Raw genomic sequence first — 17,261 nt, forward strand, 5'->3', positions numbered from 1 at the left:
CTCCCGATCGCGGCGACGAATATGCGGACATGCTAACGAGCGCATCGCGCGGCTGTAAAGGTCTACACCACCTTGTCGAGTTCGGGCGCGAGTTTTAGGGGGATGCGCAGGAAGCGCGCGCCGTTCAGTTCAGCGCGAGGAAACCGGCCCGCTCGAATGTTGACCTGGATCGACGGCAGCAGCAGTTCGGGCGCCGCGAGCTGGGCGTCGCGCTTTTCCCGAGCCGCGACGAACGCGTCTTCGCTCACGCCGTCGTGGACCTGCACGTTTCCGGCACGCTGCTCGGCCACGGTGGTCTCCCAGGCGAAATAGTCGCGGCCCGGCGCTTTGTAGTCGTGGCACAGAAACATGCGTGTATCCCGCGGCAGCGCAAGCAAACGGCGGATCGAGCGATACAGTGCGCGGGCGCTCCCTCCGGGGAAATCGGCGCGGGCGCAGCCGTAATCCGGCATGAACATGGTGTCGCCGACGAACACGGCGTCTCCGATCCGATAGGAAACGCAGGCGGGCGTGTGTCCCGGCGTGTGCAGAACCTCGACATCGAGATTGCCGATGGCGAAATGCCCGCCGTCGGCGAACAGCCGGTCGAACTCTGCGCCTTTCAGCGAGACTTCGCAGAGATCGAAGACCGGCCGAAAGATCGACTGAACTTGGGTGACATGCTCGCCGATGCCCACCTTGGCGCCTGTCTTCGCCTTGAGCCAGGGCGCGGCGGTCAAATGGTCGGCGTGGACATGCGTTTCAAGCACCCACTCGATCCTGGCGCCGAGCTTGTCCGCTTCGCCCATCGTTTGTGTCTTTCCTGAAGCCGGCCCGCGGGGACGCGCTTATCTCCGTCCAGCGCGCTCCGACGGGCGGTTGGAGACGCGCCTCAGTCGAAGGTCACGGTGTCGCCGTTGCCGACATAGAGATCGCTGATCGAGCCGTCGCGTCCGCTGCCGCGCACGACAGGATAACCCAGTTCGATCATCCGTTCGACCGCCGGCAGCCCGGTGCAGTGGTTGCATGCGATGCGCTGAAGCCGGTATTTGCCCATTTCGCGAACGGTCGCCTCCTTCTCGGGCGACAGCGGCCCGAAGGGCGCAAGATGGAGCCCGCCGTAGAGGCCGTAAACCTGTGTTCCCTCGGCCAGGTGTTCGCGGGCGAAGTCCATGATCCGTTCGACGCCCTGGTGGCCACAGCCGGTGACCGCGACAAGCCCCTTGTGTTCAATCCTGGCGTAAAGCGATTGCTCGCCGGCAACGCCGAGAATGATCGGCAGGTCGAAGCCGACGGCGGCCAGTCCTGGCGCCAGCGCATGGACGCGGCCGGGTTCGAGTCGGATCAACGCGCCCCGGTGGGGCGCGGCGTTGCCGGCATGGGCGTCGGGAACGTCGGCGCCGGCGATGAAGCGACAGGCGTCGTCGGTGAAAGTCGACGGAACATAGATCGTGATGTCCGGCTTCAGCTCCAGCACGGCCTGCAGGCCGAACAGATGATCCATGTGCTCATGGGTGAGGAACACGGCCTCGATCTCGCCGGCGCGGAGCATCTGGTCCACGCCGGTGGCGGCGAAACGCGCGCGCATGTAATCGCGGCTCCAGCCTGAATCGATCAGAAAACGCCGGCGCGCGCCGTCGAGACCGTCGATTTCGAGCAGACTGCAACTGCCGCGCGCGTTCTCCTCGCGCCAGGGCATATGCCATTGACTCGCCGCCATGCCGCCGCCCGCGGCGATGTCCCGCATCAATCCGTCGTTGCTGGCCCAGCCGATTTCGGAGACGCAGGTCACCGTTATCGCGCGGCAGGCGCCGAAGTCGATCTTTTCGGAAGGCGTGGCGCCAGTGGACATGTTATCGGCCTCCTCATGCGGGTTCCCCCGGTGTGCTCCCGGCGTTAGCCTCCCCGACTTTTTCGCCTTCCGCAAGTTGGCGTTCGCCGCGTTTGCGAGCGACGACATAGGGGGCGTGCGGGTTGCTCCCGAACACGCGCTCGTCCGCGATCTCGAAACCGGCCTCGCAGATGGCGCGACGCAACGTCGTCTTGCTCAGCGCCTTGGCGTCCGCGAACAATTTTAGCGCGCGCAAAATGAGGAACAGGCCACGCAGATGCAGGCCCATGTCGGCAAAGCACCACGTTTTGGCGATGAACAGTCTCCCGGGATTCAAATGTGCGTGGATGGCGGAGAGCAGGCCGGGAAGATCGTCCCGCAGATCGAGGCCGCCCTCGAACGGCCGGCGGCGTCCGCGAGCATGGCGTCGTAGGCCGCCACATCCTTGATGGGCCGCGCGGCGTAGCGCTCGGCGAGCTTGTCCCAGAATCTGGAGGGGCTGGCCATGGCGACACCTTCATCTGACGGTTGCAGCGGCTCACTTTTCCCGTCCAGGCGCGCGCGCTTGGGCCACCGCCGACTTGAGTTCGTCATAGTCGAGATAGCCGCTCGCTTTGTACCGGCCGATCAGGAAATCGGGAACGCCTTGAAAGCCGAGCGCGCGCGCCTGGGCGACATTCCTGCGGATCAACGCGTCGATCTCCGATCCGTGCGCTTCGAGATCGGCGTTCAACCGTGCGACGTCGACGCTGGACGAAGCTACGGCCTCTTCCATATAGGACTGGGGATTTCGTCGGCCAGGAACGCTCATCAGCTTGGCGTGAACCCGCTCGTAGGCGCCCTGATACCTTGCCGCCAACGCCATGCGCGCGCCGTAGAACGACGCCTCGGTCAGGATCGGGCAGTCCTTGTAGACAAGTTTGATCGCGCCGTCGGTCTTGACGAGCCTGTCGAGATCGGGCGCCGATTTCTTGCAGAACGGGCAGTTGTAATCGAAGAAGGCGGCGATCACGACGTCGCCCTTGAGGTTTCCCGTGACGGGAGCTTCAGGGTCGTTGACGATCGCTTCGAACGTGATCTCCTCCGCCAACGCCGTCCGAGCCCCTGCCAGGCCGAAAAGCAGGACCGATCCAACAGAAAATGCGGACTTCAGGATGGATCGGCGGTTCGTAAGCATGAATGTCGCTCGCTGACGCTGAACTTTACGCCCCGGGAATGCGCCCTTTGAGCTTGGAAGCCGAGCGAAGGTGCATTTCTCATCCATGTTGAATCATAAATCAAGGAATTCGAATATATTTTTTGCAAACCTCTTGCGCGTGCCGGCCGACGCGCTCAAGTTTGCCGAGAGATGCGGAGGCAAGCGATGCAGGCGGGTATCCACGTAGTCTGCCCCGGTTGTGGCGGGGTCAATCGCGCCGACGAGGAGAAGTTGCAACGGGGCGGCAGACCCGATTGCGGCGCCTGTGGCGCCCCGCTGTTCGCAGGTCCGATCGAAATGCGCGACGATGCTGACTTCGATCGGCATATATCCCGCACCACGCTTCCGGCGTTGGTCGATTTCTGGGCCGACTGGTGCGGTCCATGCAAGATGATGGCGCCGCAATTCGCCGCGGCTGCGGGAACGCTGCAAACCCGTGTGCGCTTCCTCAAAGCAGACACCGAAAAATTGCGCGAAACCGCCACGCGTTTCGCCATCAGGTCGATTCCCACGCTGGTCCTTTTTCGCGACGGTCGCGAGATCGCCCGGCAGGCTGGAGCCATGGACGCCAAATCCATTCTTCGCTGGGCGGCGGACCACGGCGCCGCATGACGCGTTGACGCGGCGCTAAGGTTCTCAAGGTCACACCACCACCACGGTCCGACGCGCATATATTCGCGCCATTCTGGTAAACTGAGCCAAGGAGTTGAACTCATGCGCCGACAACGCAGAGCCAAGATCGTCGCGACGGTTGGGCCCGCGAGCGCGTCTCCGGAGATGCTCGAAGCTCTGTTCATCGCCGGTGTGGACACGTTCCGCCTGAACTTCAGCCACGGCGCGCATGAAGATCACGCCCGTGTCCACGCGGCAATCCGTGATCTTGAGGCGCGCATGCGCCGGCCGATCGGGATCCTGCAAGACCTGCAAGGGCCAAAAATTCGCGTCGGCGCCATCGCCGGCGGCAAGATCATGGTCACGACGGGCGACAAGCTCCGTTTCGTCCTTTCGAAGGAGCAGGGCGGCGCCGACGCGCTTCCGCTGCCGCATCCCGAGATTTTCGATGCGGTCATGCCGGGACAGGACTTGCTGATCGACGACGGGCGCGTCCGCGTGCGCGTCCTTACGCCTGCGAGAGAGGAAATCCTGGCGGAGGTTTTGGTCGGAGGGGCGATATCCGACCGCAAGGGCGTCAACATGCCAGGCACATTGCTCGATCTCTCGCCGCTGACGGCGAAGGATCGCGCCGACCTGGCCTTCGGCCTCGAACTCGGCGTGGACTGGGTGGCGCTATCCTTCGTGCAGAAGCCCGGCGATCTGATCGAGGCGCGCGGGCTGATCGACGACCGCGCCGGCCTCGTCGCCAAGATCGAAAAGCCCTCGGCGGTCGAGAGGTTTGACGAGATCGTCCGACTCGCGGATGCGGTGATGGTGGCGCGCGGCGACCTTGGCGTCGAAATTCCGCATGAGGATGTTCCCGGACGTCAGAAGGAAATCGTGCGCGCCTGCCGCCTTGCCGCCAAGCCCGTGATCGTCGCCACGCAGATGCTGGAGTCGATGACCAGCGCGCCGACCCCGACCCGCGCCGAGGCCTCGGACGTCGCCACTGCGATCTATGACGGCGCCGACGCCGTCATGCTTTCGGCGGAATCCGCCAGCGGCGCCTATCCGCGCGAGGCGGTCGCCATGATGGATCGCATCATTTCGAGCACGGAGCGGCACAAGCTCTACCGTTCCATCGTCAACGCGGCGGATCCCGGCGAAGAGCACTCCCCGCCCCACGCGGTCGCCGCCGCGGCCGCCGACCTCGCCGAAGCGATCGGCGCCCCGGCCATCATCGCCTTCACCTCGGGCGGCACGACGGCGGCCCGCATCGCGCGCAAGCGTCCGGCGCTGCCCATCCTGGCGATCACGCCCGAACAGGCCATCGCGCGCCGCCTCAGCCTCGCCTGGGGCGTCCATGCCTGCCGCTCGGAGGACGTCAACAGCTACGAGGAGATGGTGGAGCGCGCGACCGCCATGGCCTTGAGCGAGGATTTCGCTGGGAAGGGCGACACGATCGTCGTCGTGGCGGGCGTGCCGTTCGGACAGTCCGGCACGACCAACAATCTGCGCGTCGTGCAGATCAACTAGGGTGGCGCAAGGGGGTGATCGATGTCCACGGCGCACTCGGGAAGATGAATGAAAGCCATTCAAGACTCCTACGCGGCGGAATTCGCGCATTGTTTCGGCTGCGGGTCGGCCAATGCGCAGGGACTGCGTCTGAAGAGCGATATGGACGGCGAAGGTGGACTACAAGCAGCCGAGGCCCATGGGCGTCGAACTGATCATAAGGGGACGGCTGGTTGCGATTTCCGGGCGCAAGGCGACCATCGCCCTGTCCTTGCACGCGGACGACGAGGTTTGCGCCGTAGGTGAGATGGTGGCCGTGGAGTATCGGCCAAAGATCAAGTGTGTCGGCGACGAAGAAACTGGAATTGCTGCTGAGGCATTCATCCGATCGCGTGAGGAGCCTGAATAATGCCATATCTGCTACAGGTCGATTTTCCATATCAGGGCCCCTGGGGCGACGAAATGACGTCTGCTTTGCGAGGCTTGGCCGAGTCAATCGCCAATGAACCCGGTTTGATTTGGAAATTCTGGACTGAGAATCCGGCGGCGGGAGAGGCTGGCGGCGTCTACCTGTTTCAGGATTTGCCGAGCGCAGAAGCCTATCTGAGGATGCACACCAAACGCTTGACGGAATTCGGCGCGCCGGTGGTGAATGGAAAGGTTTTTCTGGTCAATGAGGCGCTGTCGCTGATTGACCGTGCGCCGCTGTAAGAGGGCTGCGGAGGCCGACGCAAATGCGAGCTAGAGCGCATGTATTGGCGATCATTCTCATGGTTTCCGGCTGCGGCGGTCTGGCGCAGGCCGGCGGCCCGTGGCGGGCCAATGAGGGCAATACGCGCGGCTGGATGCTGATGACGCCAAAGGAGCGAATCGAGCATCAGGCGAAAATGCGGTCCTTTGACAATTACGAGGACTGTCACGCTTACCAACAGGCTCATCACAGACTGATGCAGGAAAGAGCTGAGCAGGCGGGGTTGGCGCTGCCCGAGAATGGCCGGGACATTTGCGCGCATTTGCGACCGCCCGCCGCCACCCGGGAGTGATTTGCGACCATGTTAGCCAAAATCTCGGTTCCAGTTCTGGCGTTCGCTTTCGTCCTGGGGCTCGTGATCTGGGCCTATCCCGCAGGGGGACAGCCGGCCCGGCAAATTGGCATCGTGCTGGGGTGGGTCGGTTGCGGCGCGCTCCTCGCCAGCCTTTTCCTGGTCCTGCGCGAGCCGCGTTTGGCGGCCATGCTCGGCGGCCTGGAGAACATGTATCAATGGCATCACCGGCTCGGCATGGCGGCCTATGCGGCGCTGCTGGCTCACCCGCTGTTGCTCGCCGCCGCCTCGTTGCCGAAGGCTCCACGCGAGGCTTGGGAGCTTCTGTCTCCGATGAGCGAGGGCTGGCCGGTCTGGATGGGATGGCTGGCGTTGATCGCGCTCATGGTGGGGCTCGGCGCGACTTTCGCCAAGCGGCCCCCTATAGAATCCGCCGCCCCGTGCACGCCATGCTCGGAGTGGCCGTTCTGCTCGGGCTGGCCCACCTCATCTTGCTGGGCATCGACGAACCGGTTGCGCCGCTCCTTCTCGCCAGCCTGGCGCTGCTGGCGTGGCGCTTCGTTCGCGAGGACTGGGGCGTTGGCGCTCTTCCCTATGTCGTCCAATCGGTGGAGCGCGTCTCCGCCAACGCCGTCGAAGTCGCGCTCGCGCCGCTTGGCGACCCGATTCCGGCGCAGCCTGGGCAGTTCGCTTGCGTCGCCTTCCAATCGGCGCGGGAGTTCAAAGGTTGTGGCGAGTTTCACCCATACAGCGTCAGTTCGGTTGACGGCGTTTCGGGCTTCCGCATTGCAGTGAAGGCGTTGGGCGATTGTACGCGCAACATCCAGTCGATCGTGCCGGGCGTTCCCGCCCGCGTTCAGGGCGGCTTCGGCGACTTTCTCGGCAAGCCCGCCCAGGCGCCGCAGTACTGGATCGCTGGTGGCGTCGGCATTACGCCGTTCATGGCTTTGCTGCGCTCCGGACCACTGAAGCGCCCAACCACTCTGATCTACCTTTACCGCTCGCATGCCGATGCTCTGTTTGTCGACGAACTGAACGGAATGGCGGCGAGCCAGCCGCTGTTGACGTCGCGGCTCGTTACGACCGGCGACGACCCCATCGATCCTCGATGCGTCATCCCCGCCGGCGAGGATGTCAGCAAGGCGGAATTCTGGCTCTGTGGGCCGCCGCCGATGATCGACGCGTTCGCGCCCTTCCTTCACCGGCGCGGAATCGCCAACCGACGTATGCACTTCGAAGATTTTGGACCGTTGTGATGCGCAAGTTCTATATCGCCTCGACGGCGGCGTTCTGGATTCTCGTGGGCGGCCTGTGGCTGATCGGCTTTTCGCAGCCGAGGACCATGGCCGAGGACATCAAGGTCAAGAAAAGTTACACGCTGGCCGATGTCGCGGCGCATGCCTCGCCTCGCGACTGTTGGATGGCCATCGGCGGCAAAGTCTACGACGTCACCACCTATCTGCCTGACCATCCATCCCGACCCGAGGTGATCGAAGTCTGGTGCGGCAAGGAGGCGACGACCGCTTACGAAACAAAGATGAAGGGCCGTCGCCACTCCGGGACCGCCGATCAGATGTTGCAAGGCTATTTCATCGGCGAAGTGGAAAATTAGAGCGTGTTCGGCGGGTTCCGATTCGAGAGGGGATTTCCAATTGGCTTGGGCGCGGCGTCCGTCATCTTGTGAGGCGATCCAGAGCGGGCCCGCTTGTTTGGACAGCGCCCCGCGGAGTTGAGTCCTGCAGGGTTATGCTGAACGCGTGGCTTGAGCGATGTTGCTGCTGTGTCGGGAGGGCGTAGCCCGACCAGAGCTGCGGCAAAATCGTGGGCGGCGATCATGCGCCCGCCGCCAAAGCTGGCCGGTCGAAATAGCCACTTTCGCCTTGAAGGCCGGTGGATGGATTTGGCGGATGGCCTATATCTTCGCCGCCGTCAGGCAGAAAATCCCCTAAGCGACTGTCGATTTTTCGGCGCCGGCTCTCGACCGGAAAGCAAAGGAGCCGCGCTGGGGCGCGGCTCCAGGTTTTGCGAGGCTGTCGAAAATTACTGGAACAGTTTCAGGATCATCTGGGTCGACTGGTTGGCGATCGACAGCGACTGCACGCCGAGCTGCTGCTGGGTCTGCAGGGCCTGCAGGCGGGTGGAGACCTTGTTCATGTCGGCGTCGACCAGAGACGCGATGCCGTTGTCCAAATTCGTCTGCATGGTGGAGATGTAGCTTTGCTGCGTCTCGATCATGTTGGTTGCCGAACCAAAGGTTGAACCGGCTTTTTCCAACGCAGTGTAAGCCGTGTCGAGGTCCTGCAGAAGGTTCGCGATGGTCTTGCCGGTTGGCAGGTTTGTCACGTCGTAATCTTTGATGGCGGCGCCGGACGCCGTCCCTTGCTTGTCCAAAATGCCCGTTTTCGAAGCTGCAGTCGTGTTGGCGTCATAAAGTATTGTGTTCTTGGTGTCGACGCTGATGGTGATGACGCCAGTGGAACCGTTGACGTAGCCGCCGACCAATTTTTGAACGGCGTACCCGCCCGGCGTGGTCGAACTGGCGGTCGAGTCTCCCTTCAGCCAATTCTGGCCATTGAAGACCGTCGAATCCGCGATGGCTTGCAAGGCCGACTGCTGCGCCGCAATATCGGTCTGAATTTGCTTGAGGTCGGCGCCCGGGTTCTGGGCGGAGGTCAGGTCGGCCTTGATCTTGGTGAGAACGCCCATCGCTTGTTTGAGCGCCGAGTTGAAAGTCGAAACCATCTGCTCCGAGACCTTGAGCGAATCGGAAACGGCGCCGAGCGCTTTGTTGTCGGACGTCATGGTCTGCGCAATCGACCAATAAGAGGCGTTGTCGGAGGCGTTTTCAACCGCGAGACCGGTCGACAGCTGTTGCTGCGTCATCGACAGGTTTTTTTGGGTCATGGTCAGGTTGAGCAGGGCCGTATTGGCGGCGGCATTGTTGAGAAGATAGGTCATGGTTTAGATCTCTCGGTTACGGCGCCCTTTCTCGGGTTGCCCAAGGAGAGACATTCTGGTCTTTCGCCAGAGACAAACAGATCGGCATCATGCCTGCGCGTTTAGCGCTCTATTTGAATTCATCAGCGCGGTGTGCGCGTTGTTCGATCGCCTTTGGTAGAAAATCTTGAGTGGACCTATCCACTCAGGCAAAAATCCTTTCTGAACGCCAAAACATTGGCCATGGCCGCGCGCGCCGGCATGCCGCGCAACGGCTTCCCCAAAAGGGTTTCGTCGACGTCATCGAGCGTCGGCAGCCCACAAATCCGCGCCAGACCCTGCAGAAGGTCCGACTTCGCCATATAGGCGCGGCCGGGCCGCAGCAGATTGAAAGTTCCGTCGGGGAAGTAACGCGATTTCGCCACCGGCGACCGTCCGGGCGTCAGCATCTGCACGCTCACGCCAAATTTTTGGGCGATTCGCGCGCTGTCGTCCGCGTAAATCATGGCGGTGGTCGGGGTCGTCCCGCCGTTGCGGCGACAGACAAAACCCGCGTGGCGCACCGGCACGTCGTCGTCGGTGACGGGACGCACGACCAGCGCGCCGAGCCCGCCATCCCGGGCGCGGCGATGATGGGTGATCATGGCTTCGACGCTCTCACCCACGGCGGGTTGCGGCGCGTCGCGATCAAACAAAAACAGAACGTCATCGCGGCTGGCGATCAGCGATCCGTTTTTTCCTGGTCTTGCGACGAGTTGCATTCCACTGCCTCCCCTGTACCGAGGGTTGTACAGTCTAATTTGCTAAAAATTAGCTAATAACATGAAGAACTACTTGCATTTACTTAATGTTGCCGATGCGCTTCACGCCGCTCATGAAGTACGTGTTCTGCGTGCAGAAGTTGGATTTGATCATCGTGTTGACTTCGCAACCAAAACGGGATTAGCGAATACATCGACGCCTCTGGCGGAACGTTCATTGCGCTCATGTTCTTCATGTTGTTCATGAGGGAAGTTTGATGTTGAAGATTGTCACCTCGGCCGAGCAGGCCTATGAAAACATCCTCAAATTTGAGAGCGAGCTGAAAAGCAGCGCCAAAATGCAATCGCGGCTGTCCTATGCGCGCGCTTGGTATGGCTGCCGCAACCAAAAGGGCGCCTGGTGTTTCGCGCCGGCAAAATTCGCCGGCTACCAGGACATCGACGCCCAATGCTTTCTCGACGAGGCCGAGGCGGCGGACGGACGGCGGACGGAAGCCCAACTGAACATGTTCTTCAGCGCGATCAATCCGGCGACCCCGCTGCACGCAGAAGCCAATGCCGCGCTGTTTGCGTTTCTCGCGAGGTACGGCAAGATTCCGAGCATGAAGGCTCGGATCAACGTCATGAGAAATGACCCAAATCTTCCGGCGGGCGCGTCATCGCCGGTCGAGGCTCAGGATGCGGTTGTCGCCCTTATGCTCGCGGTTTCAAAGACACTGCCGCCAGCGCAACTTCAGAGTCTTGTTGCGGAGCTTACGAAAAACCCTTGTTCGCCGACACCTGGCGTCGGCCCCATTGAATTGACCGCTTGAACCGAGAGGATTTGCTCGCCGTTTGAGCTTTGCCGCATTGGGCGGCGGAGTTTGCAGCCGCTTTCGCCGCGTTTCGACGAAGCGGACGGGCGATAGCGCGGGCCGAGATCGCGTTCGCCTTGTTTGAACCCGCAAGGGCGTCAGCGCCATCGAGCGAGACCCTCAGGGTGGCGCATCGGCGAATGATGGGGCTTGCGTTAGCCGTTGAACGCCGGGTTCGCTTTGTCGCCGATCTTCCGCCGCTCCTTCCGCCCGTCGGAGCGAGCTTTGAGCCTATGTCCGCCAACGCGCGAGATCCGGTCGCGCCTGCAAACCGCGCGAGTCGGCTAGAAGTTCGACGAAAAGGTGGATGGAGCCGCCACAGGTCAGCGGGGTCGCGAGTTCGCTGTCGGCGACTGAGCGTTCGCATCTATAGCAGGTGTCATCCCTACGTAATTTTCTCGAGAGAGTTCAGTCTTGACTTGGGTACTACTGTATTGTGTATTAAGGCAACTCAGAGTAAACCAGGTTGGTTGTTTCTATTTTATATCAGAATGTTTTATGGGTATCGTCGTTAATAAAATTTTGCATGCAAAATATTTAATTTGTTTTTTTAAAACCGAGTAAAACTCAGAATGAGAAGGAAAAAATTTTCGGACATGCGGACCTGTATTCAGCGGCTTTAAATGTTTGAAGGCCGCCGGAGCGCGGCAGGAGAAGCGACTATGGCCACCAACTCTTGGACAAGCCCCGCCATCGCGAATTGGAACACGGCCGCGTATTGGAGCGCTGGCGTTCCGATCACGACCTCGGATTGCGTGATTTTGCAAGGCGAGGCCGTGGTGACCTCGGCGATCGCGGTGGCGTCGCTCCGCAATGCCGCTCAGCTCGATTTCATCAATGCGGGATCGGGCGCCGTGACAACCGGGGTGATCAACAATGGCGTGCTGAGGCTCGACGCAGGCGCCGGCAACGGCGGCTCGAACCTGACCATTGGCGGCCTGCTGACCAATACGGGCGTCGCGTTGTTGGGCGCCTACAATAATTCATTGTCGAAATCGGACACCGTGACCGTCGCAGGGCTGGTCAATATCAACGGCGACCTGGAGGTCTCGGGTGGAACGGCCGCGACCTCCACCATGCTTGTCAATGTGACCGGAGCTGCGGGCTTCGGTGCGGCGGGCCTGGTGGAAGGCATGGTGCGCCTCTCCGGCTACTCGACCGTCGCATTCGCCAGCGGCGGGATCACCGGCCTCGATGCGAATTCGATGCTCGCCTTGAATGGTGCGAACGCCCACATCGCCCTCGCCGGATCCTTGACGTCGAATAGCGCTCTGACGGGCCTGAACCTGAACGCCGGCACGCTCATGCTGGATAATGGCGCGAATCTGACGACCAGCGCCGGACTCACCAATCTTGGAGTCTTGGAGGTCAGCTCCGCAAATATCAACGCGCCAGGCTCCGCAGTGGTCATTGGCGGCAATCTCGTCAACACGGGTCATATCAACGTGGAGAACGGTTCCGGCGGCGGATCCACTCTCCGGATCAATGGTGTTTTGACCAATACGGGCGGCTTGAGCTTTGGCTCCGGTTCGCTCAGCCGGACGACGGTGGTCACGGTGAATGGACTTTCCAACGCCAGTTCGGGATATATTTCGCTGACGTCGGGCCCGACCAGCGCATATCTGATGAACCTGAGCGTCCTGGGCGCGGCCGGCTTCGGCGCGGCGGGGGTGGAAACCGGCTCCGTGTCAATTTCGGGCTACGCCGGCGTCACGTTCGCGAGCGGCCAGATTTCGACAATCCAGGGATGGCTCTCGCTGAGCGGCGCCTACGCGTTTGTCAATACCGCCAACGCCTCGCCGGGCGCCAATAGCGCGTTGGCGGGTTTGCGCACGGTCACCGGATCGTTTTCGCTGAGCAAGGGGACGACAGTCACGACGACAGGCTCCCTCGCCATCCTGGGGTCTGTCTATCTCGACACTGGCGACGCGAATGGCTACGGCGGCCAATATGGCGGCAAATCGCAACTGACCATCGGCGGCGTCCTCACCAATTCGGGCTATCTCTCAATCGGGAGTTCGGCGCTGACCGGGACCGACACCGTGACCGCGACCGGCCTCGTCAACAACGCCACAATCTCCCTCACAGGCAGCGCGTCCCCGACGGCGCAGGCCGTGCTTAACATCACGGGCGTCGCCGGCTTCGGGACGGCTGGCGTGCTGAGCGGACAGGTGAACCTGACCGCAAATGCATTGGTTGAGTTCGCCAGCGGGCAGATCGCCAGCATCGCGAGCGGGGCCTCGCTGACACTCAACGGGCCGAGCGCCTTCGTCGCCGACGTGGGCGCGCTGACGTCGAACAGCGCGCTCAAGGGATTGGCCACGAACAACGGATATCTCTCTCTCAACAACGGCGCCGTCGTTGCGACAGCCGCCGGTCTGACCAACACGAGCAGGGGCTCGATCTCCCTCGACGCCAATGCTCCCGCGTACGGGGGGCTTCTCCTCAACGGGGGGACGCGCCTGACGCTTGGCGGAGCCCTGACCAATGCCGGCAGTTTGTCCGTCGGCTCCGCAAGCCTGGCGCAATCGGATATCGTGACCGCGACCGGCCTCGCCAACACCGGGAGCATCATCCTTACAGGCGGCGCGTCCTCGTCGGCGCAGGCCTTGCTCAATGTCACCGGCGCCGCCGGCTTCGGAACCGCTGGGGTGTTGAGCGGTTCGGTGACCCTTTCCGGAAATTCCTTGCTGGAATTCGCCAGCGGTCAGATCGCCGCCATCGCGAGCGGGGCGTCGCTGACGCTCAATGGGCCGAGCGCCTTCGTCGCCGATGCGGGCGCGCTGACCTCGAACAGCGCGCTCAAGGGATTGGCTGCGAACAGCGGATATCTCACGCTCAACACAGGCGCAATTGTCACGACCGCCGCGGGCCTGACCAACAACGCCTCCGGTTCCATCAACCTTGATCGCAGTCAATATTCGTCCGGGCAGATTGGCGGGACGCGCCTGACGATTACGGGCGTCCTGACCAACAGAGGCAGTTTGTCTGTCGGCACTGCGAGCCTGACGAACTCCGACATCGTGACCGCGACCGGAGTCGCCAATACGGGTTATATCACCCTCGCAGGCGGCGCGTCCTCGTCGGCGCAGGCCTTGCTCAACATCACCGGCGCCGCGGGCCTTGGGACCGTTGGCGCGGTGAGCGGCCAGGTGAACCTTTCCGGAAATGCGTTGGTGGAGTTCGCCAGCGGGCAGATCACCACCATCGCAGGCGGGGCGACGCTGTCGCTTGATGGCGCGAACGCCTTCATCGCCGACGCCGGCGCGCTGACGTCGAACAGCGCGCTCAAGGGATTGGCGACCAATAGCGGCTATTTCCTCCTCCAAAACGGCGCTACCGTCACGACAGCCGCGGGTCTGACCAACAATAACTCAAGTTATATCTATGTCGATTGCACACCACAAAATTCTTATGGATATCCATATTACACGTACTACTTCGGCAACGGCGGTTCGAAATTGGCGGTTGGTGGAGTTCTTACGAATAGAGGTGTTTTGAATATCGGCAACAGCAACATCACGAATTCGGATACAGTGACCGCGACCGGCCTCGCCAACACCGGGAGCCTCCTCCTCCAAGGCGGCGCTTCATCGTCGGCGACGGCCTTGCTGAACGTCGCCGGCGCCGCCGGCTTCGGGACCACCGGCGTGTTGAGCGGCCAGGTGACCCTCATCGGAAATGCGGTGCTGGAGTTCGCCAGCGGGCAGATCGCCACCATCGCGAGCGGAGCGTCGCTGACTCTCAACGGGTCCAGCGCCTTCATCGCGGACGCGAGCGCTCTGACGTCGAACAGCGCGCTCCAGGGATTGACCAATAATGGCGGGAATCTTTACCTCTACAATGGCGTCGCCGTCACCACGACCGCGGGCCTGACCAATGCCGGCCGTATCCAACTCGACAATTATTCCGGCGGCTCCGGCGGGACGAGGCTGGGGCTTGGCGGAGTCCTGACCAACAACGGCAGCCTGTCTATCGACACCAGGACTCTGACGAACGCGGATTCCGTCACCGCGACCGGCCTCGCCAACACCGGGACCATCACCCTCACAGGCGACGCTTCCCCGTCGGCGCAGGCCTTGCTCAATATCACCGGCGCCGCCGGCTTCGGGACGGCTGGCGTTTTGAGCGGCCAGGTGAGCCTGACCGGAAACGCCATGGTCGAGTTCGCCAGCGGGCAGATCACCACAATTGCGAGCGGGGCCTCGCTGACGCTCGACGGGCCGAGCGCGCGTATCGCCGACGCCGCCGCGCTGACGTCAAACAGCGCGCTCGCGGGCTTGGCCACGAACAACGGAAGTCTCTACTTAAACAACGGTGTCGCCGTCACGACGACCGGGGGCCTGTCCAACGCGAGCAACGGTTATCTCTCTCTTGATGGCGGCTCATATTCCTACGGGACGCCCGTCGTTGGGGGAACGCGCCTGACGCTCGGCGGCGTCCTGACCAATATCGGCAATCTGTCCGTCGGCTCTGCAGGCTTGGCGCAATCGGACGTGCTGACCGCAACCGGCCTCTCGAACACCGGCTATATCACCCTCACAGGTGGCTCTTCGGCGTCGGCGCAGGCCGTGCTCAACGTCACCGGCGCCGCCGGCTTTGGAACCGCCGGCGTGTTGAAGGGTCAGGTGAACCTTTCTGGAAATGCGTTGGTGGAGTTCGGCAGCGGGCAGATCACCACTCTCGCGAACGGAGCGTCGCTGACGCTCAACGGCCCAAGCGCCTTCGTCGCCGACCTGGGCGCGCTGACGTCGAACAGCGCGCTCAAGGGATTGGCGTCAAATAGCGGAAATCTCAATCTCAATACCGGCGCGGTCGTCACGACAACCGCCGGTCTGACCAATACCAGCGCCGGTTACGTCAACCTCGATAATGGATACTCCTCCGGCCTGATCGGCGGGACGCGCCTCACGGTCGGCGGAGTTCTGACCAACAACGGCGGTTTGCGCGTCGGCGCTGGAAGCCTCATGAGCTCGGACATCGTGACCGCGACCGGCCTCGCCAACACCGGAACGATCACCCTCCAGGGCGGCGCTTCCTCTTCGGCGCAGGCCTTGCTGAATGTCACCGGCGCCGCCGGATTCGGGACCGCCGGCGTGTTGAGCGGCCAGGTGAGCCTTTCCGGAAATTCCTTGGTGGAGTTCGCCAGCGGGCAGATCACCACCCTCGCAAGCGGCGCGACGCTGACGCTGAACGGCCCGAGCGCGTTGATCGCCGACGCGGGCGCGCTGACGTCGAACAGCGCCCTCAAGGGGCTGGCGACGAACAGCGGAAGTCTCTATCTCAACAACGGCTCCATCGCGACAAGCGCAGGCCTGGTCAACAACAGCAATATCTATCTTGACTACAACCAATACGGGACCAGCGTCGGGGGAACGAGCTTGACGATTGGCGGAGTCCTGACCAATAAAAACAATTTGTCGATTGGTTACTATTCAAGCCTCACGAAATCGGACACGGTGACGGCGACCGGCCTCGCCAATACCGGAACGATCACCCTCACAGGCGGCTCTTCGTCGGCGGCGAGGGCCCTGCTCAACATCACCGGCGCCGCCGGATTTGGCAGCGCCGGCGTCCTGAGCGGCCAGGTGAACCTTTCCGGCAATGCGCTGGTGGAGTTCGCCAGCGGTCAGGTCACCACCATCGCGGCCGGGGCGTCGCTGTCGCTCGACGGATCCAACGCCTTCGTCGCCGACGCGGGCGCGCTGACATCGAACAGCGCGCTCAAGGGACTGGCCACGAACAGCGGAAGTCTCTATTTCAACAATGGGGTCGCTGTGGCCACGGCCGGCGCCTTCACCAACTCCGGCTACATCTCTTTGGATAGCAGCAGCGGTCCGACGACGGCGGGTTCGAGCCTCAGCGTCGGCGGGACCCTCACCAATGGCTCTGGCGACACCATCAGCATCGGGTCATCCTATTCTCCTTCGCCGACGACAATTTCCGCCTCGAGCGGCATCGTCAACAACGGATATTTCCAAAATTACGGCGACGCGATCATCAGCAGCGCCGTTACTGGAAATGGTTATTTCAGCCTGTACGGATACGGCGCAGCCGGCGCGATCACCGAGTTCGATTCAAGCGTCGGTTCCGGGCAGACGCTTTATCTGAGTGGAACGAACGAACTTGTCTTCGGCGCGGCTGCGGCGACGACCTTTGCCGGCACGATCAGTGGCTGGGCGATCAACGATCTCATCGACGTCAAGGGCTTCGGGACAGGAACCACTTCGAGCTTCTCGAGCAATGTCTTGACGCTGACCAATGGTTCGAACGTCGCCCACTTCTCGTTCTTCGGAGTTTCGGACGCGAGCCACTTCTCGCTGACCTCCAGCGCAACGGAAACGCTGATTGGTTACGTCTGAGCAACGGGCGAGGCCTCGTTGAAACAAGGGAGGAGGCCTTCGTTATGTGCGCCTCCTCCGCTCTCACATCCCTTTGCTGACTTCCCCTTAAGGTTGCAAAGCGATCGCTCTGCGTGCGAAATTTGCGGGCGACCGGTGACAGGTCTGGCGCCGCCGGGATAGACTCTTCTTTTGAGCGCATCCTCCG

At 62.2% G+C, this 17,261-nt stretch carries 17 protein-coding genes and 1 pseudogene; 10 read left to right on the plus strand and 8 right to left on the minus strand.

Annotation, left to right across the window (positions count from 1 at the left end):
• Positions 1-62 precede the first annotated feature (62 nt).
• The 5 genes from M2320_RS08790 to M2320_RS08810 form a co-directional block, all read right to left on the minus strand.
• Positions 63-788: an MBL fold metallo-hydrolase gene (locus M2320_RS08790; RefSeq protein ID WP_264596949.1), complete on the minus strand. Its 726-nt coding sequence runs from the start codon at positions 786-788 to the stop codon at positions 63-65.
• Between the two features lie 83 nt (positions 789-871).
• Complete coding sequence (locus M2320_RS08795; protein ID WP_264596950.1) at positions 872-1,831, minus strand: MBL fold metallo-hydrolase; 960 nt, start codon at positions 1,829-1,831, stop codon at positions 872-874.
• 13 nt (positions 1,832-1,844) lie between these two features.
• Positions 1,845-2,051 carry a hypothetical protein gene (locus tag M2320_RS08800; protein WP_264596951.1) on the minus strand — a complete coding sequence of 69 codons (207 nt, stop codon included), beginning with the start codon at positions 2,049-2,051 and terminating at the stop codon, positions 1,845-1,847.
• Between the two features lie 92 nt (positions 2,052-2,143).
• Positions 2,144-2,317 (minus strand): hypothetical protein, encoded by a 174-nt coding sequence (locus M2320_RS08805; protein WP_264596952.1) that lies wholly within the window; start codon positions 2,315-2,317, stop codon positions 2,144-2,146.
• A 31-nt stretch (positions 2,318-2,348) separates the two neighbouring features.
• On the minus strand, positions 2,349-2,987 hold the full coding sequence (locus M2320_RS08810; protein ID WP_425540664.1) for a DsbA family protein: 639 nt from the start codon (positions 2,985-2,987) through the stop codon (positions 2,349-2,351).
• Positions 2,988-3,173: 186 nt separating this feature from the next.
• On the opposite strand from M2320_RS08810, the gene trxA reads away from it, so the two are divergent.
• From trxA to M2320_RS23300, 6 genes and pseudogenes are all read left to right on the plus strand, one after another.
• A complete protein-coding gene (trxA, locus tag M2320_RS08815) occupies positions 3,174-3,620 on the plus strand; it encodes a thioredoxin (protein ID WP_264596954.1) in 447 nt (148 codons plus the stop codon).
• 102 nt (positions 3,621-3,722) lie between these two features.
• Positions 3,723-5,138, plus strand: coding sequence for a pyruvate kinase (pyk, locus tag M2320_RS08820; protein ID WP_264596955.1), 1,416 nt, complete (start codon positions 3,723-3,725; stop codon positions 5,136-5,138).
• A gap of 154 nt (positions 5,139-5,292) precedes the next feature.
• Positions 5,293-5,526: a hypothetical protein gene (locus tag M2320_RS08825; RefSeq protein WP_264596956.1), complete on the plus strand. Its 234-nt coding sequence runs from the start codon at positions 5,293-5,295 to the stop codon at positions 5,524-5,526.
• Entirely contained in the window at positions 5,526-5,828 is a 303-nt protein-coding gene (locus M2320_RS08830; RefSeq protein ID WP_264596957.1) for a monooxygenase, read from the plus strand. The genes M2320_RS08825 and M2320_RS08830 overlap by 1 nt, the downstream gene beginning before the upstream one ends.
• A gap of 44 nt (positions 5,829-5,872) precedes the next feature.
• On the plus strand, positions 5,873-6,160 hold the full coding sequence (locus tag M2320_RS08835; protein ID WP_264596958.1) for a hypothetical protein: 288 nt from the start codon (positions 5,873-5,875) through the stop codon (positions 6,158-6,160).
• Positions 6,161-6,169: 9 nt separating this feature from the next.
• Positions 6,170-6,490 (plus strand): annotated as a pseudogene (locus tag M2320_RS23300) (oxidoreductase); the annotation flags it as partial.
• On the opposite strand, the gene M2320_RS23305 reads toward M2320_RS23300, so the two are convergent.
• Positions 6,424-6,573 carry a hypothetical protein gene (locus M2320_RS23305; RefSeq protein WP_342395049.1) on the minus strand — a complete coding sequence of 50 codons (150 nt, stop codon included), beginning with the start codon at positions 6,571-6,573 and terminating at the stop codon, positions 6,424-6,426. The pseudogene M2320_RS23300 and the gene M2320_RS23305 overlap by 67 nt on opposite strands.
• Positions 6,574-6,609: 36 nt before the next feature.
• On the opposite strand from M2320_RS23305, the gene M2320_RS23310 reads away from it, so the two are divergent.
• Both M2320_RS23310 and M2320_RS08855 read left to right on the plus strand, forming a co-directional pair.
• Entirely contained in the window at positions 6,610-7,416 is an 807-nt protein-coding gene (locus tag M2320_RS23310) for a hypothetical protein (protein WP_342395048.1), read from the plus strand.
• On the plus strand, positions 7,416-7,772 hold the full coding sequence (locus tag M2320_RS08855; RefSeq protein WP_319801423.1) for a cytochrome b5-like heme/steroid binding domain-containing protein: 357 nt from the start codon (positions 7,416-7,418) through the stop codon (positions 7,770-7,772). Before M2320_RS23310 ends, M2320_RS08855 begins: the two co-directional genes overlap by 1 nt.
• A 428-nt stretch (positions 7,773-8,200) precedes the next feature.
• Here M2320_RS08855 and M2320_RS08860 read toward each other — a convergent pair whose 3' ends face one another.
• Positions 8,201-9,118, minus strand: a complete 918-nt coding sequence (locus M2320_RS08860; RefSeq protein ID WP_264596960.1) for a flagellin — start codon at positions 9,116-9,118, stop codon at positions 8,201-8,203.
• Between the two features lie 176 nt (positions 9,119-9,294).
• On the minus strand, positions 9,295-9,858 hold the full coding sequence (locus tag M2320_RS08865) for a hypothetical protein (protein ID WP_264596961.1): 564 nt from the start codon (positions 9,856-9,858) through the stop codon (positions 9,295-9,297).
• Between the two features lie 338 nt (positions 9,859-10,196).
• Here M2320_RS08865 and M2320_RS08870 point away from each other — a divergent pair, with 338 nt between their 5' ends.
• Both M2320_RS08870 and M2320_RS08875 read left to right on the plus strand, forming a co-directional pair.
• Entirely contained in the window at positions 10,197-10,670 is a 474-nt protein-coding gene (locus tag M2320_RS08870; RefSeq protein WP_264596962.1) for a hypothetical protein, read from the plus strand.
• 665 nt (positions 10,671-11,335) lie between these two features.
• Positions 11,336-17,074: a hypothetical protein gene (locus M2320_RS08875; RefSeq protein WP_264596963.1), complete on the plus strand. Its 5,739-nt coding sequence runs from the start codon at positions 11,336-11,338 to the stop codon at positions 17,072-17,074.
• Positions 17,075-17,261 lie beyond the last annotated feature (187 nt).

The sequence above is a fragment of the Rhodoblastus acidophilus genome (genome assembly GCF_025961575.1).
Classification (GTDB): Bacteria; Pseudomonadota; Alphaproteobacteria; order Rhizobiales; family Beijerinckiaceae; genus Rhodoblastus; species Rhodoblastus acidophilus_C.

Excerpts from the sequence above, each read along its gene's own strand:
- M2320_RS08810 (WP_425540664.1), bottom strand. The coding sequence starts at position 2,987 with ATGCTTACGAACCGCCGATCCATCCTGAAGTCCGCATTTTCTGTTGGA.
- M2320_RS08860 (WP_264596960.1), bottom strand. The coding sequence starts at position 9,118 with ATGACCTATCTTCTCAACAATGCCGCCGCCAATACGGCCCTGCTCAAC.
- M2320_RS08830 (WP_264596957.1), top strand. The coding sequence starts at position 5,526 with ATGCCATATCTGCTACAGGTCGATTTTCCATATCAGGGCCCCTGGGGC.
- M2320_RS08805 (WP_264596952.1), bottom strand. The coding sequence starts at position 2,317 with ATGGCCAGCCCCTCCAGATTCTGGGACAAGCTCGCCGAGCGCTACGCC.
- pyk (WP_264596955.1), top strand. The coding sequence starts at position 3,723 with ATGCGCCGACAACGCAGAGCCAAGATCGTCGCGACGGTTGGGCCCGCG.
- M2320_RS08870 (WP_264596962.1), top strand. The coding sequence starts at position 10,197 with ATGCAATCGCGGCTGTCCTATGCGCGCGCTTGGTATGGCTGCCGCAAC.
- M2320_RS08795 (WP_264596950.1), bottom strand. The coding sequence starts at position 1,831 with ATGTCCACTGGCGCCACGCCTTCCGAAAAGATCGACTTCGGCGCCTGC.
- M2320_RS08790 (WP_264596949.1), bottom strand. The coding sequence starts at position 788 with ATGGGCGAAGCGGACAAGCTCGGCGCCAGGATCGAGTGGGTGCTTGAA.
- trxA (WP_264596954.1), top strand. The coding sequence starts at position 3,174 with ATGCAGGCGGGTATCCACGTAGTCTGCCCCGGTTGTGGCGGGGTCAAT.
- M2320_RS23310 (WP_342395048.1), top strand. The coding sequence starts at position 6,610 with ATGCTCGGAGTGGCCGTTCTGCTCGGGCTGGCCCACCTCATCTTGCTG.
- M2320_RS08865 (WP_264596961.1), bottom strand. The coding sequence starts at position 9,858 with ATGCAACTCGTCGCAAGACCAGGAAAAAACGGATCGCTGATCGCCAGC.
- M2320_RS08875 (WP_264596963.1), top strand. The coding sequence starts at position 11,336 with ATGTTTGAAGGCCGCCGGAGCGCGGCAGGAGAAGCGACTATGGCCACC.
- M2320_RS08855 (WP_319801423.1), top strand. The coding sequence starts at position 7,416 with ATGCGCAAGTTCTATATCGCCTCGACGGCGGCGTTCTGGATTCTCGTG.